Source organism: Moorena bouillonii PNG (genome assembly GCF_001942495.1).
In the GTDB taxonomy this organism is placed as follows: Bacteria; Cyanobacteriota; Cyanobacteriia; order Cyanobacteriales; family Coleofasciculaceae; genus Moorena; species Moorena bouillonii.
This window is the reverse complement of sequence record NZ_MKZS01000001.1, coordinates 2,928,930-2,955,734: the sequence shown is the minus strand read 5'-3', so window position 1 is coordinate 2,955,734 and position 26,805 is coordinate 2,928,930. Positions and strand designations below refer to the sequence as shown.

Below are 26,805 nucleotides of genomic sequence, written 5' to 3'. Positions count from 1 at the left end.
AAGCACGCGAAAGCACTCAAAACTCCAAAACTGGCCATTCCGGTTCCCGCAAGAAGCGCATCATATCGTCAAACTTCCTTAATTGAGCCTCCCTAATCGATAGTACACTCCCTTCCGCTTCTAAGGCTTGGCCACTTAACTCGAATAGGATATTGCTAATGCGATCGCTATCCAACTCCTGGGGAATATCTCCGAAATATCCTAGAGTGATGTGAGCCGTAAAATGGTATTGCTGTTCAATACCTAGAGCCATTAAATCAGAATTTTGATAAATACACCGGCGCAGCTGGGAAATGCGATTGTATGCCTGTTCATCCTGGGGTGCTAGACATACACCAATCGCCCTGGGCATCACCATTAAGCCCAATAGCTGCCAGCTAATAGGATTACCACCATTTGCTAAAGAGGTTTCCTGGCTGATACTGACAGACTTGTCAAAACTTGCCTGTATCGACTTAAGCAGTTGAGTTTCAAACTGTGGATTTTCAGCCGTGGCATCTCGGTAGGCATTTTCCCAAATCAAGTCAGCCAAGGTTAAATGAAAACTATCCGGGGGTATCGGTACCATTAAACCCGGGTCTAGTTGCATAAGAAGCTCTTTTTGGAGCTGCTGCATGTTATTATAGAATGCTGAATTATTCGTCTCTTCCTCCCAAGGTGGTGTGATTACAGTGTAACCAGGAAAAGGGGCAGGCTCTCTGCTGCCATTAGGGAGACGTTTAAACTTGGGTGACTCTTGGATATTGAGTAACTGCGATTGATAGGTTGCGGTTAGGGTCAGCCGTGTGACCCGATTTAGATAACTTTGATATGTATCGTCCAATTTTGCCCCCTTACGTGTTCTGATATGGGAATTTACCTCTATTGGGGAAAGGATGACTTTGCCATGGCTCAAGCCCTCGACAAGCTGCGTCAATCCCTAGTTGACCCCAACTGGGCTAGTTTTAACTATGACAAAATTTCCCCAGACCAACCAGATGCCGTAATTCAAGCCTTGAATCAAGTAATGACTCCTCCGTTTGGCATGGGTGGACGTCTAGTGTGGTTAGTCGATACAACCCTGTGCCAGCAATGTTCGGACAATTTACTGGCAGAATTAGAGCGTACTATACCAGTCATTCCTAAACACTCCGTTTTGTTACTAACTACCCCCCATCGACCAGATCCACGACTCAAGTCCACGAAACTACTGCAACAGTACGCCGAGATTCGGGAGTTTGCTCTGATTCCCCCCTGGAAGACCCAGCAGCTAGTGCATCGGGTCAAGTCCTACTCCGTTGAATTTGGGATCAAACTAACCAATAGTGCGGCTGTTCTCTTAGCCGAATCCGTTAGCAATGACACCCGGCAGTTATTCAACGAACTGGAAAAATTACGACTCTACGCGCTGTATGACAACCAACCCTTACAAGAGAGCACCGTTGCCACCCTGGTAGTGGCTAATACTCAAAATACCTTGCAACTGGCAGAGGCGATTCGGGCAGGGGATCGGGCAAAAGCCTTAGAGTTGTTAGCTGCCTTGATCAACCACAATGAACCTCCTTTAAAGATTGTCGCTACCTTAATTACTCAGTTTCGTACCTGGTTGTGGGTGAAGTTGCTGGTGAGTGAGGGCCAGACCGATCCAAATGCGATCGCTAACACCGCCAATATCAATAACCCCAAACGAGTTTACTTCCTCAAACAAGACGTGGAGTTCCTTTCCCCCAAGCAACTCATCTCCACTCTGCGGGTGTTGCTGGAGTTAGACCTCAACCTCAAAACCGGAGCAGACCCCCTTTCTACATTACAAACTAAGGTTATACAACTTTGTGAAATCTTTAACAGTTCAAGAGTTTAGACCAGTCAGTGGCTTCACCCAGGCTAGCTTAAACGATTGAAGGTTAAATTTTTTTTATACTCATGCTTGATATTTATCCTGTCTGCACTTCCCAATCCCCAGAATATCTTGCCTTATGAGGAACTTACCACCCATAAATTAATTCACATTAAACTAGCCCTTAGTGGTTTTGGTTATTGTTTGTTTTGCTCCTAATCTATCATCATGCTCACTGCTAACTCTCTAAAACTTAGCTTGACCCAACTTTTCTCCCAATCTCTCCTTGTCGGAGGACTTACTGCTATTAGTTTGCTATCTGGATTTATCCCTGAGCTTTCTGAAGACTCTTATACCCTTGTTATTACAACTTCAGCCTATGCTCAAGATGTCACCTCTGACATTAGTCCTAATGACGTCACTCAATATGCTGAAGTTCTATTACAAATAGAGCCTATTCGCGCATCTGCCTATGAAAAAATCACCACAATCCTAGGAGAGCAACCAGAAATTTTCTGCGATGACTCCGAAAGCATCAGTAAGCTCCCCTCGACCGCCCAAGAGATTGCTAAAGATTACTGCCAACAGTCAGAGGGAATTGTCTCTAAGTATTTTCCCGAAGGAGGAAATAAACGCTTCAACGAAATTACTATTGAGATGCAAGATAATGAAAATTTACGGGAACAGATTCAAAGTGAATTAGTGCGTATTCAACAAGCAAAATTTGACGCTAGCTTTTAGCTAGATATAGCTCTAAGAATCAGCAACTTATTCCCTTGAAGCATAACGTCAACCATACTTCAACCATAATTATATGTTTTTAGGAAAAGCGTGGGGTGTGGGGTGTGGGGTGTGGGGTGTGGGGTGTGGGGAGATCGGGAGATGGGGAGATCGGGAGATGGGGAGATGGGGGAGATTTTGATTAAGGGTAATTATCCTGACATGATGTCAGAAGAGGGAAGTCGGAAGTGGGAAACAATCCTGTGTACCTCATAAGTGTGTAAAACGCTATAGTTCCAAAAAAGGGGTCTTCCGTACTGAGTATGTTAATTTGTCATAAACTTGAGATAGTATTTAGCCTAAAAACTAAATTTTTGAAATTTTAAAGCTTTACCAAATAAGGGTTGTAGTGGATTTAAATTAACAATTGTTGCTAACAGTGACCGAAGATTCCATGCATCGCTATTCCCTGATCCGAAGTTCCCGATTCCCGATTCCCGATTCCCGATTCCCCATTTCCGATTCCCGATTCCCGATTCCCTAAAATCCACAACTTGTTTACCTGACCGATTTGAGAAATGGTATAGTTATCAGAAAAAGAACCATAATAGCTAGCCACTAGCAATAGTAAAAAATAGACTAATCCAGCTTTCGGCAAAGCCGACGCTGCGCGAACAGGCTAGCCAGTGCAGGTCGCTTATCTCCCAAAAAACTAATGACCAAATTTATCTATCCCTTGGGATGGCTTGCCGGAATGATAGTGGTTTTGGTTGGATGTTCTTCCAGTCCAGACCCTGACCCCACGGCAGCTATCCCCACAGTAGCCTCATCTGAAGTGAAGAGTCAGGAATTGAAGAATTACGCCAAAGCTGTTCTGGCGATCGATCAAAATCGTCAAGGTGTCTACGAGGATATTCAGGAATTCACTAAAGATAAGGACAAGATAGTTCCTGAGATTAACTGCACCCAAGTAAAAACCATAGCAGCTCTACGTCGAAATATCCGAGATCTGGCTGTAAACTACTGTAAGCGCTCGAAAACCATTGCTGAAAGTCATGACTTGACCATATCTCGATTTAATTCAATTACGGTTAGCGCTCAATCCGATCAGAAGTTACAACGGCGAATCCACAATGAACTAGTTCGCTTACAACAAAATTGACAAGATGTCAAGCTTGTAGCTTGTAGGGTGGGCAAAAAAAGTTTGGTTCAAATCAGTATTCACGATCAGATTACTTTGCCCACCGTCCTTTAATTGCTATTTTTTTGACACGCAAGCTTGTAGGGTGGGCAAAAATAGTGGCGTTGCTGATTCTGGGTATGGTTTCGCCCCCCTAACCCCCCAATTCTGGGGGGAAAAAACTCTAAAAGTCCCCCAAAGTTGGGGGATTTAGGGGGCTTCAACAAAACCAGATGATCGCGCATTCATTCATTAATTCAGCAACGCCAAAATAGTTTGCTTCAAATCAGTATTCACGATCAGATTACTTTGCCCACCCTACTTTAATTGGTATTTTTTTGACACAGAAGTCTGAATTCAGCAATGGTTAATTGCCCATGCTCACCTTTACCAAACGCCTCACAGCTAATCAAAATACTAAAGTCGGCTTTACCCTCTCCTTGACAGCCGAGGAGCGTACCCGAACGCGCCACCGCTTTGAAACACCGGATGGTGAAAATTTGTATTTGCGCTTGCCTAGGGGCAGTGTCTTGCAGGATGGGGATTTACTGGAAGCGGAAGATACAAAGGTGATGATCCGAATTGCTGCTAAACCAGAACCGGTACTCACTGTCACCTCCCAAAAACCGGTGAATTTGCTGCGAGCTGCTTATCATTTGGGTAATCGCCATGTGCCTTTAGAAGTAACGGCTAGCTATTTAAGATTATCTCCTGACCCGGTTTTGCAGGCCATGTTAGAGCAGTTGGGGGTAGAGGTACACCAGGAAGTGGTACCGTTTCAACCAGAAATCGGTGCCTATGGACATTGAGAAGGTTTAAGATAACTCTTAAAAAGAGGCACACTTCAGTGTGCCTCTTAATCAATCCTTCGGAACAGAAGCCCGATGGTTAGCCTCTTGCCACAGCTGATAGAGAAAAAACTCAACAGCATAGTTCATTGCTGTTACAAAAATTCCCTCTTCATCCTCTGGATCTGAGGTTAGCCAGGTGCCTTGTAGGCTTACTTCAACATATTCCGCATCACAAATCGATAATGCGATCGCATCTGTTTTGTCTTGCCGCACAAACACCTCTAATTGCCTGAGGTGGGGCAAGTCAGCTGGTAGCAAAAATGACGCAGTGCTGGGTTCGATATAGAAACTTGCACCCGCACGGAGCGAGACAAGGGTTCGTGTGGTTACCCATTCTTCTAGGGATTGAGCCAAACGCTCTAGATAAAAGCTATTTTCGGTATAAATCAGTTTCAGCATTACCTGTAACCTCCTCCTCTAACCGATTGATTTGCTGTTGACGCCAAAACTGTTCCGCAAAAGCAACAGCTGGATGCATGGGTGCTTTGGGCTGCCTGGGTAATTTCATTCCCGCTTGGTGGGGAGTGCGGTTGCCTTTAAGGCTATTACAACTCTCACATGCCGTAACGACGTTGTCCCAACTGTGTTTTCCGCCTTTTGACCGAGGAATGACATGGTCAAGGGTTAGCTTTTTGGTGCTGCCACAGTATTGGCACCGATGCTTGTCCCGTCTTAAGACCTCCCGCCGATTTACTGGAGGAACTCGCCAAGTTGGTTCGGTTTCGGTAAGTATCAAGCGGATATGGCTTGGTACCAAGATCACTACACTAGGGGAACGGACTTTGTAGCCCTTACCACCAAAGAAATCGATTGGTTCAGCTTTGCCGGTAACCAACAGAGCAATCGCTCGTTTGATATTGACTCGATTAATAGGTAAGTAGTTTTTGGAAAAAACCACTACCGATTGCTTTAACACCTCAGTTGTGCTTGTCACGGATTGACTCCTCATAAACCAAACCCCCGCTTCTGTTTGTCAGGAGCGGGGGCGTTTAAGATTTTTTAGGGTAGGCTGATTGCTATGTCAGTAGTGCTAGCGTTCGCCTATACCTCCCGCTGTGTCTATTTAGTTTCAGATTGATCTCTGGCCGACAATTGACTGGTTGTGAATCATGCCTTCTATACTCGACTGTTCTCTGTGCGATCGAGTCATATTTGCCCCTAAACAAAAGCTCCACCCATATTGCCCCGAATCCAGAACCGCCGAAGCAGTTGATATCTGAGCAATTGGTGGAGGAGGTTAAATGATGACTCATAGAAGATGAAATGTTTGAAGGCGAAATTTGTGAAAAACGATTTTCAAGCCGCTTTTTAAATACTACACTTGTATTACGGGAATGTCCAGATATTTGGAGGAAAAAATTAATGCCTACACTCACCCGTCAAAACTCAACCACTGATATGGAAGTTACCAGCATCCGTCTGGAGCGACAGTTGAAAGATAAACTCAAAGAACTTTCTGGCTCTCAGGGCTATCAAGCTCTGATTCGAGATATTCTCTGGAACTATGTCCAGCACAAGTCCGGTGACTATCGACCTCAATTTTGTAAGTCTGATATCAGAGCCACCATTCAAGCGATCGCTGAGCGCAAAGAGCGTTGTGTACTGACTGGCAAGTATATAGAACCCCAAGAGCCCATGTTATTAGGACTTACGATCAACGGAGAGATGCTTCCCCTCAGTATCGGTAGTCTGTCCGACTGTTAAGCGTTTGCATCGATACAAGTGAAGAGACATGCGATCGGCGAAGCCGCGCCAAAGGCGATCGCATGTCTCTTCTCAATCCTTAACTAGGTACCCTTGTCGGTCGGTTAACGAGTTGGAACCTTCAACTGTGGCACTTGCGGAAGCTCAAGTTTTGGTGCTTCTAGAACTGCTGGGGCTTCTGGTGTTGCTGGGATTTCTTCAGTTTCCATAGCTTCTGGGGTTTCTTCAGTGTCCATAGCTTCTGGGGCTTCTGGGGTTTCTGGCATTTCTGGCGTTTTAGTAGCGACTTGCAGATATAAATCAGAACCCAGTGTTAGTGGTAAGTCATTTTCCGGATCAATGATCATAGGATTTTGCTGCTCCGGTTGTTGATTAGAATCACCACCAGTTAAAACACCAGTCAAAATATTAACCGCAGCACCTTCTAATGTTTGTGTCTCCGTATCATCAGGCTTAGCATCAGTAACCAGTTTCGAGGTGGCATTGATGGTGTTATAGGATAATTCACCAATTTTAAGTTTTTGAGCCACAAACTGAGTACCAAGAAACTCAGAACCACTATAACGGGGTACTAATTGACCCTCAATCTCGCTGTCTTTTGGAATTAAGATTATTCCTTGATCATTTTTGATGTCCTCAGCCACTAACAGCGTCATATCAATGGTTTCACCACGCTCCACAGCCATCTTGTCTGATACTGTGTAGGCTACATTAATCACTGTGCCTTTGGAAACTTGATATTCCTTAGTTTCAAAGGAGTCATCCTTAGTAGTCATTGACTCAGTGGACTCAGTCCCCTCAGTTTTTTCAGTTGCCTCAGTTTCCTCCATCAGGCTTTCGTCACCCACAGGTTTAGTCTCTTCCGTCAGCTGAGCAATATATTGAGAGGCTGGATGTTGACTAGACAGGGGAGCTAATACCTGTTGATTCACCAAAGCTTGATGAATAAAGGCTGCTACATCAGCACGGGTGGCAGGTTTACCAAAATCAAGATAGGTTACATCGGGGTAGTTAACCACCATAGCTTTTTCGGTAGCAGCCGCAACGCTAACTTTGGCATAGTCAGGGATTCGGGATAGGTCTTCATAGGAAGAGAGAGTGTTCTTGACTGAAGTGCTAGAGTATAGACCCAAACCATTGGTTAATGACACCAATACTTGTCCCCGAGAAAGTGGCGAAGATGGACGTAGTTGGCTATTGGATTTATCCTGCTCAGTCAGGTCACGACTTGCCCAATACTCAGCCGCTTCACGATCAAATGTTTTGGGCAAAGCTAAATTATTTTCGCTGAACGCTTGGCTCACCATCCCAGAGAACTGAGCGTAAGTAACAGCTTGATCAGGTTTAAAGGTGCCATTGGCATATCCATTTACCAGGTTTTCTGCTGCCAACCCTTCAATGAACGGTTTTGCCCAATGACCTTGAATATCAATAAAGCTAGTTTGGTTTGGTACCGCAATTACCATCGGCGCAGTCACACCAGTCACTATTCCCAACAGCAACATAGCAGTGCTTGTGGCATTCCAAGTAGACGCACTAGACATAGAACACAACTCTCCTGATTAGATAACTCTTCCAGATAGCTCAACTCCTTGGTTATTAGAGTTGAGAGCCTCCCAAACACCATCCCCAGACGCACAGATGACCTGAAAGTTCCCAGGTTTTCAAAAAAAGATCGGTAGAGGTAGGCGAGTCAGATCAAGTCCGGTTAATCAGTTACAAAAGGGAATCGGGAATCGGGAATAGGGAATAGGGAATAGGGAATCGGGAGTCGGGAATCGGGAGTCGGGAGTCGGGGTAAGACGAAAATTTACTGTACCTCGTCAGTATGATAAACGCTATAAAAATGTTTCCTATCTCCCTATTTCCCCATCTCCCCATCTCCCTACTCCCTGCTCCCTGCTCCCTACTCCCTAAAACCCAGGACTTTCACGCCTCACCTATTTGATAAATACTATAAAAATACTATAGTCATGACTTATCGCCCAACAGCATCCACTTTGTTAACGCACCCTACAAGATGGGCGATTGGCTTTGGCCTTTGGGCCACGCGGGGCGCGTTTGGCCACGCTACGGGATTTACCGTTCGCACAGCGTCGGGCTTTGCCCGAAAGGTCACGCTACGCGAACGCACTATGCAATACCATTATTTTATTCTCCATAATGAGTTTTGGCGCGGTGAATATAGATCAGGTTCTGCTCATTGTCAATTGTGTAAATAATTCTATCTTTATAACTTAAACGCATAGAAAAGAAACCAGCAAGATCCCCCACCAGCTTTTTACCAGCATAAGGATTTATACTGATCGTGTCCTGAATCATTGTTTTGAGTTTTTGCTTTAATTTGGGCGTAAGTTTGGCAACATCCTTTTTAGCCTCTTTAGTAAAACGAACTTCGTAAACCATCAATCAATATCTCCCAAGACTTCATCTAGGGAGTAGGTTTCATTATTGGTTATTTGTTCAAGGGATCTTTGTAGGCTTTCCCTCATTCCAGGTATTGAAAGTAATTCTAAGGTTTCTTGTAAGCTTTCATAGTTTTTTCGAGAAATTAAAACAGCAGAGCCATTAGAAATCTCTATTTCATAAACTTTGTTTTCTTCTGTAACTGATTCAACTAGGTTAATTAACTCTTTTTGGGCAGCATTAACCGTCAGTTTTTCCATTTTTTTTATTTCCTATTTTTGTTATTATAGCAGTTTTTAAGTTGCTGAGGTACCCCGCCCTTGGTGGTGCATCATAACCTTCAACATTTAAGAATTAAGAATTAAGAATTAAGAATTAAGAATTCTACCTTCTGCCTTCTACATTCTTCTACATTCTTCTACATTCTACATTCTACATTCTACATTCTGCCTTCAACCTTCAACCTTCTAACCTTCAACATCCCAACCTTCAACATCCCAACCTTCAACATCCCAACCTTCAACATCCCAACCTTCAACATCCCAACCTTCTAATCTACCCTACGGGAACGCCAAAGGCGAACAACTCCAAAAAAAAATAGCCGCAGAAATACCTTCCACGGCTAGGAAATTTTACTATGCCTGAACTTTGTACACCACCCAGAAATAATCCAATCTGATAGACCAAAGGTCACCCTAGGAAAACAGATTTGATTTTTGGGCTAGGGGGGGAACCCCCCCTAATAAGTTAGTCTAATCTAGAATTATGTACTTCGTCATAGTCGTGATGAATTCGCCAGGAATTCCAGTCGGCTGAAGGGGGCTCCAGTCGGAAATTTGGGCATAACGCAGTGCAGAAAGGGTATACATGGTGTTGCTTATTGCCCGGCGGGAGCCCTTCAGAATGTGCTGAACGGGGTATTTTTTTCGGAAAGGTTCCTGAGGAGTATTACTAGGAGTGATATCCTCAGGATTGTTTTCTTGATTCGGGCGAAAGTTGTCAGGCATAGTTCAAAATTGGTTTTGAAATTTACACTATAATCATAACGATTATAGGATTAAGTGTCAAGGGTTTTTAGAAATTTTTTTTTGAGGGGTAATTGAAATAAATCGTACGGTAATGAAATGGAAGCTTGTTTTAAAAAAAGGGAATAGGTAATAGGGATTGTATAGCAGTTTATATAATGAGGGACACAAATTTTTATCCTGTTCCCTAAAAATCCATAAAGATGTACTCAATAAACTGGCCAACCCCTATAATGAAAAGCAGAAGTGTTGAAGATTTAAAACCTTCAACACTTCTGATAATGTCCCTGCAAAATTTCAGGGGATTGCCTAGGGGTGGCAGAGCCCTATTCCGCTAAACTAAGGTCGATGATAACCGAATTCGGGATTACCCCTAACTAGGTATTGGTGAATCTCAAGTCAAAGTCAGCGGTATCGCCACCACCGATACCTGTATTCTCCAAATTAATTTTTAAAGTTTCGGAGTCATTTTTATCAACCCCTAAATTGACTACTTGATCATCTTCTAGATCGTCGGTTTTACAACTCGTCCCTTCATATAGCTTCGCGGAACCATCAACCTCAAAGTGGTCATAACTATTTGAAGCATCCAAATAGAGTTCGGCACGAACTTCATCTCCACAACATTCTTTAAAATTAATCAGGTTTCCGGATTTGCCTGGTGCTAGAGTAATTTTGCCATTAACAGGGACATTACACACTTCATCCCCAAATACTTCATCGTCAACAATGTAAACCGAACCTTTTAGTGTAAGAGTTCGCGGGGCCCAAGCTAGAAGTATGGGCGTTGAATTGTTTGCAAATTGATACTCTTGGAAAGCAAAGGCTTTTGACTGAGATAAGGTCAAAGAAAGTACACAGACAAGAACAATTGTTCCGATTAATTTCAGACAGGTTTTTACCAATTTCATAGGTATTTTTACCTTTTTAAGCGAAAAATCTATAGTAATTAATATAGAGCAAAGTAAAAAAAAAATCCTTGATTTTTTTTTTACTTTTTTTTTAAAACTTTGAGAGCTGATTCGTAAAATTGCACTAAACCTTGTAGGATAAGGCTTGCGTAAAAATAGAACAATTGAACTATTTAATAGCTAAAATACAATCATAGCAAGGCTTTCAGACTTATTAAGATTTACTTTACGAATTAGCTCTGATTGCTCCCAAAAATTTTGGGCGACTTACTTATTTATTTCTTGTAGTAAAGCACTACAATCAAATAGGTAATAAAATTCCTTGTAGGGACATTTACTATTTACTACAATGTAAGGATATACGCTACGCCCATTAGCTGATAGCTAATAGCTTACCCTGAGCAACCCTCAACAAGACAGTATTAAAAATGACTTGACAAGCAAAAAAAGCCGGTTTTACATACAAGTTTTAGCCCAGCCAATAAATCATGCTATTGATGCCTAGGCTCAACTCTTTTTTTTGCCATTTACTGAGAATCCCACCGGGCACCATACTCCTAGCAATGCCTGTTGATAGGAGCTATAAAATTGCGTTGAGTACTTCCCCGCACCAAAACCCCGCGATGGCGTCGGACGGCCTTGGCTCTGGGTATGAGTGTCAACAGCAATTGGCACTGGTTATCCCTGAGGTTGATCCTACGATGGTTGGCTAATTTTGCGGTTGTTCGGCTTTACTTTTGCCTCTCAACCTTGCCTGAGCACCTTTTGAAACAGGCTTTTTCAAATCCAACCTATGCAACTATATCAACTAATTTTCAACAAATATCATGTGTTTAACAAAACGTTACACTTAATTTTTGCTAGGGTAAAACCATCTAAAGGTACTTGACAGAATCCTTAATTTGTAAACTATTTAATTTCTATCCTTTCCAAATGAATCGTAAACAAGGATTACTATGGTTTACCTTTTAGCTGTAACTTTTGATACAAAATTCGAGGCGTTTTAAAGGGTACTTGACAAACTCTCTAAATTGTATACTATTTAATTTCTATCCTTTCCAAAGGAATCGTAAACAAGGGGATCACGATGGTCATCATCTCACCCTCGACTCATTCGAGAACGACAGGATCGTTCCCCTGCAATGGAAGGTAATTGGGACTGTTGCTGCCAGTAACACTCAAACAACTGACAAAAGTCGTCTACTTCACAGAACATACGGGTGATATCCAAACGCGATACAATATTGGTTATAGCTGGCTGAGACTCAATGGCTTCAAATCTAGTCGAGCGCCTTTCTTTCACCTTTGTGCAGTTCGTCCAACTCACGTTACAATAATAACGATTAAGGTAGCGAAAGAGTATTTTTTTTTCAATTCATTAGTTAACTAATTAACTAAATTTGTTGTTATGGCAATTGATCGGGTACCTGGCGTTTATGTAATCTCTCAAGATGAGGTTGGAATTGTCTATAAAAAGTTTGGTAGTCCTTTACCATCTAATCGTCAAATTGCTCTTAATGGAGAAATGGGTTGGCAGGTTGATACTCTTGGTCCTGGACGACATTTCCGCTCTAGGTTGACCTATAAAGTTTTCAAACAAAAGGCTATACAGATTGATAAAGATGAAATTGGATTAGTAACAGCCAACGATGGTGCTTCTCTTCCCACAGGTAAAATGTTTGGTAAAGTTGTCGAAGAATGTGATGACTTTCAAGATGGTCGTGCTTTTATCAACAATGGTGGTCAACGGGGTAGGCAGTTAGGTATTTTAAGAAATGGTATTTATCGGATTAATCCTCAACTTTTTTCTGTTGAAATAAGGCCAATTACTCATATTAATGACTATGAAATTGGCTTAGTAGAAGCGAAAGATGGCAAGCCACTTCCGATTGGAAAAACCTTTGGTGATGCTGTTGAATGCAACAATTTTGAGGATGCTCAAGCATTTATTAATAATGGAGGATATAGGAGCCAACAGTTAAAGATTATTACTACTGGCAAATACGCAATTAATACAGAACTTTTCAAAATTAAGAGAGTTGAACTTATCAAAATTGGAGTTAATGAAGTAGGGTTAGTAGAAGCAAGGGATGGTGAGCCACTTCCACTTGGTCAGAACTTTGGTAAAGTTGTTGAATGTGGCACTTTTCAGGACGCTGAAGCATTTATCAAAAACGGCGGTCAACAAGGGAACCAATTAGCAATTATTCCTCCTGGAATTCACTACATTAATACAGAGTTGTTTAAAGTTCGCAATGTACCAGTAATTAATATTCGCTCAGGGGAGATAGGGCTAGTTATTGCTCAAGATGGTGCTGAACTACCACCAGGACAAATACTAGGTAAAGCTGTAGATTGCGAGAATTTTCAGAATGCTGAAGCCTTTGTCAAAAACGGTGGTCAACAAGGTAAACAGCGAGCAATTATTACTGAAGGTTACTATAGAATAAACACTGAACTATTTACAGTAGTTACTACTGACAATGCCAAGCAATATGGACTGAATCCAGAACAATTAAAAGTTTACAGAGTTGAATCAGGTAAAATTGGTATTGTTACCACTTTTGATGGTAAGCCCTTACCAGGAGGAGACATTGCGGGAGCAGTTATTGAGGGACATAATAAGTTTCAGGAGCCACAGGAGTTTATTGATAAAGGTGGCTATCGAGGTTTACAAGAAGAATTTATCGAAGAAGGTTTTTGGAGTTTAAATCCTTGGTTTGTGGAAGTTGAACAAGTTCCTTTAACTAATATTAAAACTGGAACAGTTGGAGTTTTAATCTCAAATGTTGGTAAGAATAGCCAAGCAAATCAAGAGCAAACTACTTATGGTTCTCAGTTTAATATCGGGTATAAAGGGATTCAGAACATACCAATAGAAGCTGGAACACATCCTATCAATACAAGAGTGAAAAGTATAGTAATAGTTCCTGTCCATGAAATAACTTTGGACTGGAGGACAGATAAAAATAAACCAGCAACCAACTACGATTCTAATTTGGAAACCTTAAAGCTTCGCTCAAAAGATGGCTTTATTTTGAATCTTGAAGTCACACAGGTTATTAATATTTATCCCAAAAATTCCCCTAAAATGATATCTCGTGTGGGTTCACCAAATGCTAATAGTTATAAGCAAGTTGAGGAACAAGGAGGAGTTCTTAGCTGCTTGTCTAATGGTGCGGTTAAATATAGCTCCATTAAAAACCTTGTGAATAGGGTATTAGAACCGATGGTTGATAATTACTTCCGTAATTCCGCTCAAGAATATAATGTCTTAGACTTCTTACAACAACGGGATCAAATCCAGGAACGAGCTACAGAACATATCAAAAGTGCTCTTAATGCTTATGGTGTTGAAGCGGTTGGTACTTTTATCAACGAAATTGGCTTACCAGCTGAACTTCAACACCTAATACAGGCTCCAACAATTAAAGATAATTTAAATTCACTAGAAAAATTCTTGCTATGGTCTGCTGGTGCAGATCATGATATTTTGGCACAAAAAGAATGTTTGACAGAACGATATAAATATACAGCAATTGGTACCACGGTTTTGCTAACATCAACAACGGCTATTTTTTCCGGTGGTTATGCTCTTTTTACAGTATTCGGTTCTGTAGCAGCTTCTTGTGTAGGAGGAACTTTTTGGAGTTTTATAGTTTTTAACTTAGATCGTTTTTTAATTTTAAGCTCTAAGAGAAAACAATCGGATTCAAAGTTGCCATTTATTGCAGCAACAATTCTTCGATTAATAATAGCATTATTATTAAGTTTTGTGGTTGCTAAGCCCCTTGAATTGAGGCTTTTTGAAAAAGAAATTAACCAGAAAATAAAACAAAATAAAAATGAGATAAGAGAAGAAAAAATTAACGAACCAATAAAAGAATTGGAGCAAGAAATTAAAGCATTAAATCAAGAAAAGGACAAGTATAAAAATGAATGGAAGGACGCCGAAAATGCAGCTAATGCAGAAGCAGAAGGTACACAGGGAACAGGCCAATTTGGAAAAGGAATTGTTTATCAAGACAAACGAAATTATGCAGATGAAATAAAACAAAAATTTATTGAATTAGATAAGAAAGTTAAGGATAAAGAGGAAACAATAGATAAGCTTAGGCAAGAACGTAACCTGATTTTGCAGTCACCAGACAGTAACTTAGAACAACTGAAAGAACAAATTGACAAAGAATCAGATGGCTTCTTAGCCCGTCTTGTTGCTTTAGAAGAACTATCTAAAGACGATCCGAATATTCGTAATATTAATTGGCTAATAACTGCCTTATTCGTCACTATTGAAATCTCACCTATATTAGTTAAACTTTTGTCTGGCAAAGGTCCTTATGATTATTTACTTGAACAGAAAGAAAGTCAGGAAAATTATAATGAATATTTCCGCCTTAAAAAAGAACAAAGACTTCTCTTATCTGAAGAATTATCAAAAAAATACATGAAAAAAATTAATGATTTTGAACAGTAAATTAGTAAGGATTCAGGTCTCGAAAGAAGGGATGAGGGAAGGAGGTTCCGTTAAATGACCCGATTGAGCCATGAGAGCTTGCTCGTTCGCGTAGCGTGACCAAAGGTCAAAGAAATCCATCACCGACCGTTGTTGAAAACGACAAGTTTGGACTGGTCCCTGTTGACGCACTAATTGAACAGTTAAAGGAGAGACACCCATATCTGCTAAAAACTTCATGCTGCACTTCCACTGAAGGGACGAACTTGCTCACTAGCTAAAAATGCTGCATACAGAAGACTAGCTTTAATATCTTCTGCTTCTAGATAGGGATAAGCTTCAATAATTTCGTTGACATCCATACCGTCGGCTACCAAACTCAGTACTAGAGATACTGTAATCCTCATGCCTCGAATACAAGCACGTCCTCCCATTATTTGGGGATCAAAGCGATGCAGCAAGGGAACAGGGGAGGCAGCGCGGTCTTGGGGGTTCCCCCCATGAGCGACTGCCGTGGTTTCCCCCACTCGCGCTTTGCATCAAGACAGGTAATGCGTTCAAATACCAGTTTATTATCTGTCATAGCTCACACCTTGTATAGTGGTTTTTAATTGAGTGAGGTACTTCAGTCCTGGGTTTTAGGGAACAGCGGATCTGGGAACAGGGAACAGAGAAGAGGCAAGAGGAATCCCCCCTAACCCCCCTTAGTAAGGGGGGCGGGCAAGAGGCAAGAGGGAAAAAATCCTGTGTACCTCATTAGGCTATAAATTGCTGTATTTTTCTTCACTATATTAGTAATTCCCTTACTTGATGGGATCAGCTCCGCTAGTGCCGTAGGCGATCGCAATTCCAAGAGCCCCAGATGATTTCCTACGATATTGTCGGGTGGACGGGTGAGTTTTCGGTGCGTTACACTTTGTTAACGCACCCTACAAGATGGGCGATTGACCTTGGCCTTGGCCTTTGGGCCACGCTACGCGAACGCACTTTGGAGTAATGACTTCCTAGTCAGTATTGCCAATTCACAAAGCAACTCACAAAGCAACTATGAAAAAACCAACCTTAGATGCAGCCTCTAGAAAACCGACTGAAGAAAATCCCGAAGAAATACGCCAAAAATTTACCGCTCTTGCTTCCCAAGGTCGTCAAGAAGTAGAGGCGTTATCCTCGACTGTCGAAATGTCAAAACATCCCGCTTATCAAGAAATCATCAAGATGGGAGAAGGGGTAATTCCTTTTTTATTGGAAGATTTGCAGCAAAACCCGCTCTATTGGTTGCCTGCTTTAGGTCAGATTACCTAAGAAAACCCAGTTCTGCCAGAACAACGGGGAAAAATCAAACTAATGGCTCAAGCATGGTTAAATTGGGGAAGACAAAAGGGTTATATTGCTTGAGTTTTTCATGGGAGAAGCTATACACTTAGAGTTACGTTTTCCTAATTTAGCGCGGACTCAATATACTGTTACCAGTCCAAAATCCCAAGAATATAACTGTTTTGCTTGGGTGGCTGGCGATCGCGAAAGATGGTGGCAACCTACGCCAGAATATCAGTTTTATTGGGTTGAATGCGTACCGAAAGAAGAAACATTATCTGCCTATATTCAAGCCTATCAAACATTGGGTTATACACCATGCCAGAGCGAGTTTCTAGAGTTTGGTTATGAGAAAATTGCGCTATAGCAATTCTCATATTCATGAGGTACAGTAACAGCAGTGAGTAAACCAATTCCGAATATCTTCCTTAGTGACTTTTAAGATGGCATCGGCAATCCCCTCTATTAAATCTTTGTAAGTTCTGGCTTTAATCTTTTTCAAGATTGCTTTGACTTTTGACCAAAAATTTTCGATGTCTTGATGCAATAGCGAGTGGTTTGTTCGCGTTCGCCTTTGGCGTGGCCTACGGCCAAGCGTCGGCTACGCCGAAGTTACCGTTTCGAGAGGGTCGCCTTATTAAAAAATATTTAACCAAAGGTGCGCTTTCCGTAGGCGAATTAAATTCGCCACGGGTCGCACCTCTTTTCTGCATAACCTGCTGACATTAAAGGCTCCACTCTCTAAGGTTTCGTCTCCGGGGAAACCCCCAAGACCGCGCTGCATCGCTTGGTGAAAACTCGGGAGAATAGGGGGGTAAATAAATCAGTTTTGCTCCCGCTTGTTCAATTAATTCTCTAACCATTTATCCTTCATGGATTTTAGCATTATCCATTATTATACAGGCATTTTTACAGAAATAAATTAGTAACTAAATTTTTAGCAATAACTGCTTCAAAAGTTACTCGATTAACTCCTCCAGATATATTACTAGATGCCACGACTTTTTATAAAGATAAAGCACCTATTACGGAGATATTTTTGCCTCAGGCTCTTTTCAGTGGTTTTTTACCTCTGGCTCTTTTCCCTTTTAAGGCTCTAGCATACATCCTAACCATTGTCTTGATGCAGTCGCTCATGGGGGAAACCACGGCAGACCGCGAGTGGGGGAGACCACGGCAGTCGCTCATGGGGGGAACCCCCAAGACCGCGCTGCCTCCCCAAGACCGCACCGGTAGTCGCTCATGGGGGGGACCCCCAAGACCGCGCTACCTCGCTGCATCGCTAAAATGTCGTTACAGTATCGGCCAGGATGATGTTTTAACAATGATTACAGAGGGGAAAACTCTATATGCTGAAGAACGTTTTTGGTTTGCTAGCCCTAACTTTCGCTTACGCACTAACGTTCTCCAGCAGGGGGGGCAATTAACCATGGCTTCTCTGGCCACAGAAATTCGTCTTGGTGTTACGTGAAAGTTAAGCATTAAGTAAGCTATCAGTTATCAGTTATCAGCTATCAGCTAATGCTCTACTTGAGATGCTACTTGTGAGATGCTAATGCGCTACGCGCAGGCTACGCCAACAGCTTTGAGCCTGTGGCCAGGCTACTTGAGATACTTTTGAATAAAATAAGCACCGATTGCGCTACTAGATCGGTGCTTCGCGAACAGTAGCGTGAGCCTTGGCTGTTGGCCAAGCTACGCGAATCGCTCAACGGCTAAGGCACCTCAACTAGCGTTAGCTTTTAGCTGACGGCTGACAGCTGACAGCTGACCGCTCAATGCTTATAGTCTCAATTATTAGTATTTATGTTATTTACTACAAAAGGCTTATCGATAGGTTTTGGTTCTTTACTGTAAGCACTTTCCAGGACTTTGTTCCTGACTAAATTTGCCTCATATTCAGAAAAATAGCCAATCAGGGTACCTCGCCACACTTTCCTGAGCATATATCTCTCTGATGGCACCTGTATATAACCGGCTGGGGCATAGTTATCTTTTATAAATGAATCCGACTTAAGGACTTGAGAATTTTTAATATAATCATGTTTTGATTTAAACAGCTTACAATTGTAATTGTAAGCCCATTTGTTAGATATAACGACTCGTTTAAGATTTATTTTATTCAATAAATAACTTGTTGGTACAAAAACAGCAAATTTGCCATCGGGAATCTTGGCACAGGCTCGGGCAGAGTAGTTTTCAAGAATTATTTGGACAAATAAGGTCAGCTGTATCCCAAAAATAAGTCCGGCTATTAAACCAGAAAATAGGGGAAAATAAAAACTTTTTTCCTGCATCCTGATCCTAGACTTGGCTAAAGGACTTTAGACTGGAGTTATATCTATCAATTAATCGCTATAAATTTATATAATATATGAAATTTTAATGTAAATTACTGGATAATTTTATGAAAGTTTATAAAAAATAATTTAATCACAATGAGGTATACCATAGGGGTATCAGGGAGAATTTGGTATGATTAGCTTCGTTCGCGCCCCGCGTGACCTGCATTTCAATCGCGTAGCGTGGCCTACGGCCAATCATCCCACGGGGATTAATCCTGGGATGGTTAACTTTTATCCAAGTTAACAGTGGCCTGAGAAAGACTCTCTGCCTCTGACCTACTTTCGACGTCCTGATCTTCCCCTGAATCGCTGACCTGCTGATTGACTACCGTAGCTGTGACTGTACCAGAGTCTTGGTGCTGGACAACTGCCTTCAGCTTAAGGTAGACATCTGAAGAGTCTGGTGGTGGATGAAATTGGTTAATTGGCTTCTTGTTAAGCTCATAACTTGACCAATCTACATTGTAGATAGGACTAGCACGGGCTTTGCTCAGAGGCTTTGGGAAGCTTTCTCTGGGCTTGACTGATTTTTCAGGTATTTTGGATGGTATGGTCTTGGCTTCAGGGGAAGTGTCCTGTTGCCCTGTTGGTGGTGCTTGGAGTGTCTTTGACTCAAGCATCTCTTGCTCTGGTGTAGTTTCATAAGAACTAGTACCTACAGAGGTTTCAGCAATATTGTCGAACCACTGTAAACTTAGTTCTAAGCTCTCGGTTGTGGATGTACTATCGACTGGAGCGGTTAAATTTTGGGGAAATTTACGACAAACCATCCGCTCAAACTCATGATTAAAGCGATATATAGGTTGTCCTCGTCGTAACCAGACTGCCAAAATTTGCTCTACAGATATCGCTTTGTAACGCCCTTGATAAAGAGCCTCAATCACCGCTAGACGCACCCAATTGGCAGGATAGTGCTCAATCCATAGATTGACTAATTCTTCTACAGTGTAACCCCTGAGCTCAAACCCATAGTGACTGAGCAAGGCAAGGGCATAGGCAATGGCTAAATCTGAGTCATTGGTCATGGGTAAAAGGGTTCAAGGTGGGAAGGTGGTACGATTCCAGGTGGAAAGGTAAAAAGGTGACAAATTATCGACACACAGCGGCTTCGGGCAAAGTCGCTTGGGAATATAACCTATATCCTGCAACCTGCAACCTGCAACCTGCAACCTGCAACCTGTAACCTACAAGCTGCAACCTGCAACCTGCAACCTGTAACCTGCAACCTGCAACCTGTAACCTGCAACCTGCAACCTGGAACTTGCAACTAGTTTTGGTAGTGAGTTGGTTAGTCACTGAAATCAGGACTTAGGACTCATGAAAACACTATACGGTGAGTTGAACTCAGTGACACGTCCTGCCTTAACCAAGGCCTGATAGATAAATGCGTTCGCGCCCCGCGTGACCTGCATGTCAATCGCAACTGCAACGGTCGCATAACCAGGAATATCCTTCCAATCTTCATAAATGCCAGAAATGTCAGAAGATTCTTTCACTGACTTGTTCTCCACTAGCCGCATTATAGGTGCCAGGTGCTAAGTGAATGGTAGTTCAAGCAGTGGCAATAGAAAGTGCGAAGCGTCAACGTTTTAAATGGAACAGTATCACCAGTATCGCTATCCTTACCAGTGACTGGGTTAACGTGAATAATAGATTTAACCATATTAGTCAGTAAATGGTAATTAACAGGTAATTTTTAACACCTAGTAATTAATAATTACTACTTAATATTTAATAATTAACACTTAAAACTTTATCTATAACAAGTGATACTTAACAGGTAATATTTAATACCTAATACTTAACACGTAATACTTAAGACTATGATAGAAGTAGAGCATCTAAGCAAAATCTATGGCACCACCCCAGCGATAGAGAATGTTACTTTCAGGGTTGAACCAGGAGAAATCCTAGGCTTCCTTGGACCGAATGGTGCAGGGAAAACCACTACCATGCGAATTTTGGCAGGCTATTTACCAGCAACCCATGGTACTGCCCGAATTGCTAATTATGATGTTCATGAAAATTCTATGGCAGTACGACGCCGAATTGGTTATTTACCGGAATTTCCGCCACTGTATCCGGACATGACCGTTGAAGGATTTTTGCACTTTGTTGCCCGTATTAAAGGTGTTGCTGCAGGCGATCGCACTACTAAGGTCAAAACTGCCATGGAGCGCTGTAACATAACGAGCAAGGCCAAGCTACTGATCCGCAAGCTTTCTAAGGGCTTCCGTCAACGGGTGGGTATCGCTCAGGCGATTGTACATGACCCACCGGCCATCATTCTAGATGAACCGACAGTCGGTCTTGATCCTCGGCAAATTATTGATGTCCGTAACTTAATTAAGAGCCTTGCTGGTGACCATACTATTATCCTATCTACCCACATTCTACCAGAAGTGAGTATGACCTGTAGCCGGGTAGCCATTATCAATGAAGGCAAAATTGTAGCAACAGATAGTCCAGACAAGTTACTGGCGGAGTTAACCGGGGGATCAGGTTATGAGTTAGAAATAGATGGTGATGCACAGGAGTTACAGAAATTATTACAAGTAATACCAGGAGTTTGCCTGGTGGAACTGGTTAATGATCACAATTTACCTGGCGGACGATCTTTATTCCACATCGTATCAGCACCGGGAGCAGAACCCGCACGGGATATTGCAGCTGTGACCGTGGGAGCTGGTGTAGGGATATACGAAATGCGACGGACTCGCGCTACCCTGGAAGATGTCTTTTTGAAACTGACTACCACCGAAAAACCACTGCCTCAACCCGATCCTGATTTACAGGAGTCTGATTTAGACGAGTCTGAGGAATCTGATGAAGGATTAACGATTAAGGATTAAGCATCAAGGATGAAAGTTATTTTGAAAACCTTTAATCACCTACACAGAATGAATTACCTACTACCAAGTTTGGTAACCCTTAGATTGTCAGTAAGCATTCAGCCATCAGCCGTCAGCGGTCAGCGGTCAGTGGTCAGCGGTCAGCGGTCAGCTTTGTGGCACAGGCTTTGGCCACGCTACGCGAATGGCCACGCTACGCGAATGGCCACGCTACGCGAATGGCCACGCTACGCGAATGGCCACGCTACGCGAATGGCCACGCTACGCGAATGGCCACGCTACGCGAATGGCCACGCTACGCGAATGGCCACGCTACGCGAATGGCCACGCTACGCGAATGGCCACGCTACGCGAATGGCCACGCTAAGCGAATGGCCACGCTACGCGAATGGCCACGCTGTGCGAACGACCCTGGGACTTTCGTGACTATTAAACAAATGGTTACCTGTTTTATTCAAAAGCTGATAGCTGATAGCTGATAGCTGATAGCTGATAGCTGATAGCTGATAGCTTACGATTGTCATACTTTGAGGTTTGTGAAATAATGTGTAATCAATTTTGTTTACATGCTTAACTAAGTAACCTTAAAATAACTAATCATTACCTAACTAACTTTCCACCTTAAACTAAATAACTTTCAACCTTAAACTAAATAACTTTCAACCTTCAATCCCAAAAAATACCCTCTATAATTAAACGAATAATGATAATTATTGGCAATATATTAGCAATTTTTAGGAAAGAATTACAGGGATATTTTGCTTCACCATTCGCTTATGTGATCGCCGGTGTATTTTGGTGGCTGTCTGGCTCCTTTTTTGTAGAAATTCTTTTGGATCAAGAGGGTATTATTAACCAAGTAGCAACGGCAGAACAATTGGGTTTACCGATACCGCCAGTGGATGTTGCTTATGTATTTTTGCGTCAATTCTTGGAAGTGATGGGTTCACTGTCGTTATTTGTGTTGCCAATTCTGTCCATGGGACTCTATGCTGAGGAACGCAAACGCAGGACTTTGGAGCTTTTGGCAACTTCTCCACTAACGAATTGGGCTGTAGCCGTGGGTAAACTCTTGGGAGTGGTGACATTTTATAGCTTTATGGTGCTACCCTTACTTGCCTATGAAGCGATCGCATTTAGTGCTACAGATCCCCCGGTTCAACCTGTCCTACCGTTACTCGCCCACGCCGGATTAATTTTACTGGCAGCATCGGTGCTTTCTCTGGGGATGTTCATTTCTTCCCTAACTGATAGCTCAATTTTGTCAGCAATCCTCACCTTTGCTGTGGTTTTGGGACTTTGGGTGATTGATTTGATTGCTAAAAATGTTAGTGGACCCCTTGGAGAAGCCTTAGGTCATTTATCGTTGTTGGAAAATTATAAAAATCTGATTCAGGGTGTTTTGGATACTAGTAGTATAATTCTGTTTTTGAGTTATATCTTTATCGGTATTTTTCTAACTGCTCAGTCTATTGATGCATTGAGATTTCAGCGTTCTTAGGTAAACCGTCAGCGGTCAGCGGTCAGCGGTCAGCGGTCAGCGGTCAGCTTATTTCATTCAAAGGTGCGCTTTCGAGATCTAATTATTAAATTCGCCACGGGTCGCACCTAAAAGCACGGATTGCGCTACTTGAGGTGCTGCGCGAACAGTAGCGTGCCCATAGCCGATAAGCACCTCAAGTAACGTGGCCACAGGCCAATGGCTAATGGCTGATAGCTGATAACTGATAGCTGAATGCTTTCCTCAAAACCTGGCAATTTCTTAAAGCAATTTCTGACATCGAACTGAGGTGAGTGATTGTCAGTTAAACAACACCAGACAAAACTGAGACAAAAACTGAGACATTTTGCTCTTGTCTTCCCAGTAGTCTGAGATTAGAGAAAGTTCAGGGATATGTAGCTATTGACCTAACACCCCTGACTGGTTGTATCCTGTCCGGTGCTGGGTGATAGTCTTCTTTAGCCCAAATCTGGACAGTTTTCTAGTTTAGAGACAGACAGATTAGATACAGACATATACAGAAATTCTGTGTATAAGAAAACTGCTGTGTTCTGTGTCACTATCCCCAAAGGAGTAGATTATGAGCTTTCACACTGGAGAGATTGCTGTTCAAACTCGGGCTGGGGTAACCGAAGAAGCTGAGAAACTCAGCTCGATGATTACTCCCGTGATCAAACCTGCTGCTCAGATGCTCCTGACAACTCAACAATTAGCGATCGCTAGTAGTGTGGATACCAATGGCTTAGTTTGGGCATCATTGCTGACTGGTCAACCTGGTTTTGTCCAAGTTTTCGATAATCAAACTGTCGAGATTAACTGTATCCCTATCGATGGGGATCCCTTGTACGAAAACTTGGTGCAAAATGGAGTACTGGGACTTCTGGTGATTGACCTGACTACCCGTAAACGCTTGCGGATGAATGGCTTGGCTAGAGTAGAAGGCAAAGGGCAGATTGTGATGCAGACCACTGAGGTATTTTTCAACTGTCCCAAATACATCCAGCTGCGTCATCTAGAGACTGATACCCCTGAGTCAAGGGAGCCTGAAATTCGCAGCTTTGAGGCTTTGACCACAACCGAGCAAGACTGGATTACCCAATCTGATACCTTTTTCATTGCCAGTTTTAATCCAGAAACTGGGGCAGATGCCTCTCATCGGGGTGGATATCCAGGATTTATCCAGGTGATCAGTGATAATCAGCTAGTGTTTCCTGATTATGCTGGCAATAATATGTTTCAAACCCTAGGTAACCTGACAGTGAATCCCCATGCTGGTCTGCTGTTCATCGATTTTGAGCGAGGTAATACCTTACAACTAACAGGAATAGCTGAGGTGATTTGGGATCAGTCACGATTCACTACCGTTCCAGGAGCACAACGGTTAGTGGAGTTTCATATTGACCAGGTCTTAGAGACAACTAATGCTAGCCCTATACGCTGGCGCTTTGGAGAGTATTCTCCCGCTAATCCTGCTGTTAAGAAGGAGAGTCTTACTACTTAACTCTTATTCCTTTTGTTTTGAGAGTGATTAGTCTAATTAGTGGATTATAAGTATAAACACGTCGAAAACTAAGTGTAATCACTGAGGCATTAGGATCTAGTGGTTGTTTTAAGGTGATAGAACCTTTAGTTGGTATCCTAGAAGGCATCACTGTTCCATCCCAACTAGAGCCTGAATAACCTCTATAATTATTTCCTAAATTATCAACGGCGATAAAATCGGAAAATCGGCTATCTTTATTAGTGTAATTATAAGCTTTAAAATAAATTTTTAATTGGCCATTTTTCCACTTTTCTATTTTATCGACGACGAAGCGAGCGCCATTAACTTGTGGGGATGACCAATAATTTCTAAAAACTTGAGGAATTTGGCTTTTCCATTCAGCAATTAATCGTTGTGCTTCTTGATAAGATGGCGTAGCGTTATGAATCCGTTTGGCGATGGATATTGCTTGACTATACTGTCGCTGATTAGCATAGTGATTTGCCTTGAGGATCAGGTTTTCTCCTTGTATTTCTAATTCAGCAGCTAGTCTTTCTAATTCAGCAGCTTTTAGTTTGGTTTCAGCAGCATTAATAATTTGGATTGCTTGCTGCTGGAAACGTTCAGCGTTAACCTGTGCTGCCATTGCTTTGGCTTGTTGCCATTTATGTTTCTTTAGGTCTTGTTGAGCTTTTTGAATTAAATTTTGATCACTTTGCCATTTTTTCCATTGAGTAATTAACGTTTGTGCTTCTTGGTAACTATTACTCTCAGTCGGTATTTTTTTAGCTTCAGTAATTGCTTTATAGATAAGTTGGGGATTGTCTACTAGTTTAGTTGCTTTATTTAGTTGTGCGACAGAACAGTCATTTAAGAGGCATATCGATTTTTCATTGATGCTCAAAAAATCTGGAACATCTTGAGCTAAGTTAATACATTTTTCATAGTCTCCATCGCTCAAGTGCTGTTGGATTTTACTTACTAATAGTTGCTCAACTTGGTTTAATCCATAGGTAACACCTAATCCTAAACTGATTACAGTAACTATAGCATACTTTAGTCGTTTATTCAGGTTATTTACTTTGAGTTTATTGCTAAACTCTGCTAGTAGTTTTCTTTGAATTGGCTCTGGTGATGGAACCGATTTAAAAATACGTTCTAGATTGGTAAGACGCTTTTTAGGGTCCGGTTCTACCATTTTGTCTAGGTAGTTAAGAAATTCTTTGCTATAACCTGAAGCTAAATGCTTGAATTTTATACGATGATTGCTTAAATCAATTAAATTACTAATTTCTGCCGTTTTAATTCCGGTAACCAAACAAACAAGTGTCACTCCTAAACTATAAATATCTGATGCTTTATTGAGGGTGTGATTATATAATTGTTCTGGTGGCATAAATCCAGCTGTCCCAGCCATCGTAGTACTTCCATTAATTGAACCATAGGCAAGTTTTGCTAACCCAAAATCAATTAAGTAAACCCGCATTTTGTAATCTAACAAAACATTTTCGGGTTTAATGTCTCGGTGAATTATCGGATTATAAAAATGTTGTATATAATCCAAAATTTCGAGCATTTGAACGGCAATTTGCTGGATTTGCTCTGGTGTAAAGCTTGGGTATGCAGACAAAGGTTGAGCGTTTTTGTACTCCTGTACCAAACAAACACCACCCTCAGGAGCAAAGGAGTCAAGATAGCGAGGAATCCTAGGATGGTGTAACTGTTTTAGTACCTTAATCTCACTTTCAATGGATTGGTAACCATGCCAGCTACTGTTATATTGAGCAAATTGAAACAGCTTGATTACAACTTTTTGCTTAGTTTTAAGATGGATGGCTTGATAAGTTACTCGACCACTGTGATAGTTGTGACCTAATTGTTTTTTGACTTGGTAGCCATAGTTATAAAAATCAGGAAATTCACTCATCGAATGTAGGTTTGTGCATCAGTTACAAAATGTATACGCTTTATATTACTCCAACTTCAACAAAAGAATAACGGATTGAGTTTTAAGTAATTGAAAGCCCAAGTCTATGTAGAGTTTGGGTTGATAGTGACCTGAAAGCTAGAGCTGGTAAGTATTGTGGATCACTTGTGGCCCCCAGGAAGTTTATACAAACTTTATATTCAACCAAAGCCTTTATACAAAGTTTACAAAAAAACTATGAAGGATAATCTTTTTATGGATAAAAATAGTGTAAACTTATCCACCAATTTATTCACAAATTTATTCACCCAACT

31 protein-coding genes and 2 pseudogenes are annotated in these 26,805 nt (G+C 41.8%); 14 read left to right on the top strand and 19 right to left on the bottom strand.

The window, feature by feature from the left end; translation table 11 throughout:
• Positions 1-16 precede the first annotated feature (16 nt).
• Entirely contained in the window at positions 17-823 is an 807-nt protein-coding gene (locus BJP37_RS12135) for a DUF1868 domain-containing protein (RefSeq protein WP_075899069.1), read from the bottom strand.
• 24 nt (positions 824-847) lie between these two features.
• Between BJP37_RS12135 and holA the strand changes: the two genes are divergently transcribed.
• From holA to ureE, 4 genes are all read left to right on the top strand, one after another.
• Complete coding sequence (gene holA / locus BJP37_RS12130) at positions 848-1,840, top strand: DNA polymerase III subunit delta (protein ID WP_075899067.1); 993 nt, start codon at positions 848-850, stop codon at positions 1,838-1,840.
• A gap of 204 nt (positions 1,841-2,044) precedes the next feature.
• Complete coding sequence (locus BJP37_RS12125) at positions 2,045-2,557, top strand: DUF4168 domain-containing protein (protein WP_075899065.1); 513 nt, start codon at positions 2,045-2,047, stop codon at positions 2,555-2,557.
• Positions 2,558-3,251: 694 nt separating this feature from the next.
• On the top strand, positions 3,252-3,698 hold the full coding sequence (locus BJP37_RS12115) for a DUF4168 domain-containing protein (RefSeq protein ID WP_075899061.1): 447 nt from the start codon (positions 3,252-3,254) through the stop codon (positions 3,696-3,698).
• 395 nt (positions 3,699-4,093) lie between these two features.
• On the top strand, positions 4,094-4,525 hold the full coding sequence (ureE, locus tag BJP37_RS12110; protein WP_075899059.1) for an urease accessory protein UreE: 432 nt from the start codon (positions 4,094-4,096) through the stop codon (positions 4,523-4,525).
• A 51-nt stretch (positions 4,526-4,576) separates the two neighbouring features.
• On the opposite strand, the gene BJP37_RS12105 is transcribed toward ureE, so the two are convergent.
• Both BJP37_RS12105 and BJP37_RS12100 read right to left on the bottom strand, forming a co-directional pair.
• Entirely contained in the window at positions 4,577-4,966 is a 390-nt protein-coding gene (locus BJP37_RS12105; protein WP_075899057.1) for an alr0857 family protein, read from the bottom strand.
• Positions 4,938-5,516, bottom strand: coding sequence for an HNH endonuclease (locus BJP37_RS12100; protein WP_075899055.1), 579 nt, complete (start codon positions 5,514-5,516; stop codon positions 4,938-4,940). The genes BJP37_RS12105 and BJP37_RS12100 overlap by 29 nt, the downstream gene beginning before the upstream one ends.
• 413 nt (positions 5,517-5,929) lie before the next feature.
• Here BJP37_RS12100 and BJP37_RS12095 point away from each other — a divergent pair, with 413 nt between their 5' ends.
• Positions 5,930-6,271 carry a ribbon-helix-helix domain-containing protein gene (locus tag BJP37_RS12095; protein ID WP_075906014.1) on the top strand — a complete coding sequence of 114 codons (342 nt, stop codon included), beginning with the start codon at positions 5,930-5,932 and terminating at the stop codon, positions 6,269-6,271.
• Between the two features lie 104 nt (positions 6,272-6,375).
• Here BJP37_RS12095 and BJP37_RS12090 read toward each other — a convergent pair whose 3' ends face one another.
• The 7 genes and pseudogenes from BJP37_RS12090 to BJP37_RS44965 all read right to left on the bottom strand — a co-directional run.
• On the bottom strand, positions 6,376-7,815 hold the full coding sequence (locus BJP37_RS12090) for an S-layer homology domain-containing protein (protein WP_075899053.1): 1,440 nt from the start codon (positions 7,813-7,815) through the stop codon (positions 6,376-6,378).
• Positions 7,816-7,987: 172 nt separating this feature from the next.
• Positions 7,988-8,152, bottom strand: a complete 165-nt coding sequence (locus BJP37_RS39045) for a hypothetical protein (protein WP_158069548.1) — start codon at positions 8,150-8,152, stop codon at positions 7,988-7,990.
• A gap of 270 nt (positions 8,153-8,422) precedes the next feature.
• A complete protein-coding gene (locus tag BJP37_RS12080; protein WP_075899051.1) occupies positions 8,423-8,677 on the bottom strand; it encodes a type II toxin-antitoxin system RelE family toxin in 255 nt (84 codons plus the stop codon).
• Entirely contained in the window at positions 8,677-8,937 is a 261-nt protein-coding gene (locus tag BJP37_RS12075) for a type II toxin-antitoxin system Phd/YefM family antitoxin (RefSeq protein ID WP_075899049.1), read from the bottom strand. Before BJP37_RS12075 ends, BJP37_RS12080 begins: the two co-directional genes overlap by 1 nt.
• 492 nt (positions 8,938-9,429) lie before the next feature.
• On the bottom strand, positions 9,430-9,684 hold the full coding sequence (locus BJP37_RS12070; RefSeq protein ID WP_075899047.1) for a hypothetical protein: 255 nt from the start codon (positions 9,682-9,684) through the stop codon (positions 9,430-9,432).
• A gap of 395 nt (positions 9,685-10,079) precedes the next feature.
• Positions 10,080-10,613: a hypothetical protein gene (locus BJP37_RS12065; protein WP_075899045.1), complete on the bottom strand. Its 534-nt coding sequence runs from the start codon at positions 10,611-10,613 to the stop codon at positions 10,080-10,082.
• Positions 10,614-11,724: 1,111 nt separating this feature from the next.
• A pseudogene (locus tag BJP37_RS44965) lies at positions 11,725-11,844 on the bottom strand (IS982 family transposase); the annotation flags it as partial.
• A 177-nt stretch (positions 11,845-12,021) separates the two neighbouring features.
• Here BJP37_RS44965 and BJP37_RS12060 point away from each other — a divergent pair.
• Positions 12,022-15,090: a DUF4407 domain-containing protein gene (locus tag BJP37_RS12060; RefSeq protein ID WP_075899043.1), complete on the top strand. Its 3,069-nt coding sequence runs from the start codon at positions 12,022-12,024 to the stop codon at positions 15,088-15,090.
• A gap of 12 nt (positions 15,091-15,102) precedes the next feature.
• Here the strand turns inward: BJP37_RS12060 and BJP37_RS12055 are convergent, their stop codons facing one another.
• Both BJP37_RS12055 and BJP37_RS12050 read right to left on the bottom strand, forming a co-directional pair.
• Positions 15,103-15,309 (bottom strand): hypothetical protein, encoded by a 207-nt coding sequence (locus BJP37_RS12055; protein WP_075899041.1) that lies wholly within the window; start codon positions 15,307-15,309, stop codon positions 15,103-15,105.
• The gene (locus tag BJP37_RS12050; RefSeq protein ID WP_075906012.1) at positions 15,306-15,503 is read right to left on the bottom strand and encodes a DUF433 domain-containing protein; all 198 of its coding nucleotides are present in this window, start codon (positions 15,501-15,503) and stop codon (positions 15,306-15,308) included. Before BJP37_RS12050 ends, BJP37_RS12055 begins: the two co-directional genes overlap by 4 nt.
• Positions 15,504-15,931: 428 nt before the next feature.
• Between BJP37_RS12050 and BJP37_RS43500 the strand changes: the two genes are divergently transcribed.
• From BJP37_RS43500 to BJP37_RS12040, 3 genes are all read left to right on the top strand, one after another.
• Positions 15,932-16,066, top strand: a complete 135-nt coding sequence (locus BJP37_RS43500; RefSeq protein ID WP_269086991.1) for a hypothetical protein — start codon at positions 15,932-15,934, stop codon at positions 16,064-16,066.
• Positions 16,067-16,116: 50 nt separating this feature from the next.
• The gene (locus BJP37_RS12045) at positions 16,117-16,371 is read left to right on the top strand and encodes a hypothetical protein (RefSeq protein WP_143727581.1); all 255 of its coding nucleotides are present in this window, start codon (positions 16,117-16,119) and stop codon (positions 16,369-16,371) included.
• A gap of 100 nt (positions 16,372-16,471) precedes the next feature.
• The gene (locus tag BJP37_RS12040) at positions 16,472-16,750 is read left to right on the top strand and encodes a DUF7689 domain-containing protein (protein ID WP_075899039.1); all 279 of its coding nucleotides are present in this window, start codon (positions 16,472-16,474) and stop codon (positions 16,748-16,750) included.
• A gap of 12 nt (positions 16,751-16,762) precedes the next feature.
• On the opposite strand, the gene BJP37_RS36315 is transcribed toward BJP37_RS12040, so the two are convergent.
• The 3 genes and pseudogenes from BJP37_RS36315 to BJP37_RS42425 form a co-directional block, all read right to left on the bottom strand.
• A complete protein-coding gene (locus BJP37_RS36315; RefSeq protein ID WP_438941503.1) occupies positions 16,763-16,885 on the bottom strand; it encodes a hypothetical protein in 123 nt (40 codons plus the stop codon).
• A 135-nt stretch (positions 16,886-17,020) separates the two neighbouring features.
• Positions 17,021-17,167, bottom strand: coding sequence for a hypothetical protein (locus tag BJP37_RS39040; protein WP_158069547.1), 147 nt, complete (start codon positions 17,165-17,167; stop codon positions 17,021-17,023).
• A gap of 4 nt (positions 17,168-17,171) precedes the next feature.
• Positions 17,172-17,499 (bottom strand): annotated as a pseudogene (locus tag BJP37_RS42425) (transposase); the annotation flags it as partial.
• Positions 17,500-17,506: 7 nt separating this feature from the next.
• On the opposite strand from BJP37_RS42425, the gene BJP37_RS42420 reads away from it, so the two are divergent.
• Positions 17,507-17,854: a phycobiliprotein lyase gene (locus BJP37_RS42420; protein WP_229415281.1), complete on the top strand. Its 348-nt coding sequence runs from the start codon at positions 17,507-17,509 to the stop codon at positions 17,852-17,854.
• Positions 17,855-18,173: 319 nt separating this feature from the next.
• On the opposite strand, the gene BJP37_RS12025 is transcribed toward BJP37_RS42420, so the two are convergent.
• The 3 genes from BJP37_RS12025 to BJP37_RS12010 form a co-directional block, all read right to left on the bottom strand.
• A complete protein-coding gene (locus BJP37_RS12025) occupies positions 18,174-18,680 on the bottom strand; it encodes a hypothetical protein (RefSeq protein WP_075899037.1) in 507 nt (168 codons plus the stop codon).
• 272 nt (positions 18,681-18,952) lie between these two features.
• Complete coding sequence (locus BJP37_RS12020; RefSeq protein ID WP_075899035.1) at positions 18,953-19,753, bottom strand: hypothetical protein; 801 nt, start codon at positions 19,751-19,753, stop codon at positions 18,953-18,955.
• 276 nt (positions 19,754-20,029) lie between these two features.
• Entirely contained in the window at positions 20,030-20,224 is a 195-nt protein-coding gene (locus BJP37_RS12010; RefSeq protein ID WP_143727580.1) for a hypothetical protein, read from the bottom strand.
• Positions 20,225-20,551: 327 nt separating this feature from the next.
• Here BJP37_RS12010 and BJP37_RS12005 point away from each other — a divergent pair, with 327 nt between their 5' ends.
• The 4 genes from BJP37_RS12005 (at position 20,552) to BJP37_RS11995 (ending at position 24,582) form a co-directional block, all read left to right on the top strand.
• Positions 20,552-21,580: an ABC transporter ATP-binding protein gene (locus BJP37_RS12005; protein WP_070392662.1), complete on the top strand. Its 1,029-nt coding sequence runs from the start codon at positions 20,552-20,554 to the stop codon at positions 21,578-21,580.
• 48 nt (positions 21,581-21,628) lie between these two features.
• Positions 21,629-22,006, top strand: coding sequence for a hypothetical protein (locus BJP37_RS36310; RefSeq protein ID WP_158069546.1), 378 nt, complete (start codon positions 21,629-21,631; stop codon positions 22,004-22,006).
• Positions 22,007-22,280: 274 nt separating this feature from the next.
• Positions 22,281-23,081, top strand: coding sequence for an ABC transporter permease (locus BJP37_RS12000; RefSeq protein WP_070392661.1), 801 nt, complete (start codon positions 22,281-22,283; stop codon positions 23,079-23,081).
• 580 nt (positions 23,082-23,661) lie between these two features.
• Entirely contained in the window at positions 23,662-24,582 is a 921-nt protein-coding gene (locus BJP37_RS11995) for a pyridoxamine 5'-phosphate oxidase family protein (RefSeq protein ID WP_075899031.1), read from the top strand.
• Here BJP37_RS11995 and BJP37_RS11990 read toward each other — a convergent pair.
• Complete coding sequence (locus BJP37_RS11990) at positions 24,575-26,491, bottom strand: serine/threonine-protein kinase (protein WP_075899029.1); 1,917 nt, start codon at positions 26,489-26,491, stop codon at positions 24,575-24,577. The genes BJP37_RS11995 and BJP37_RS11990 overlap by 8 nt on opposite strands.
• Positions 26,492-26,805 lie beyond the last annotated feature (314 nt).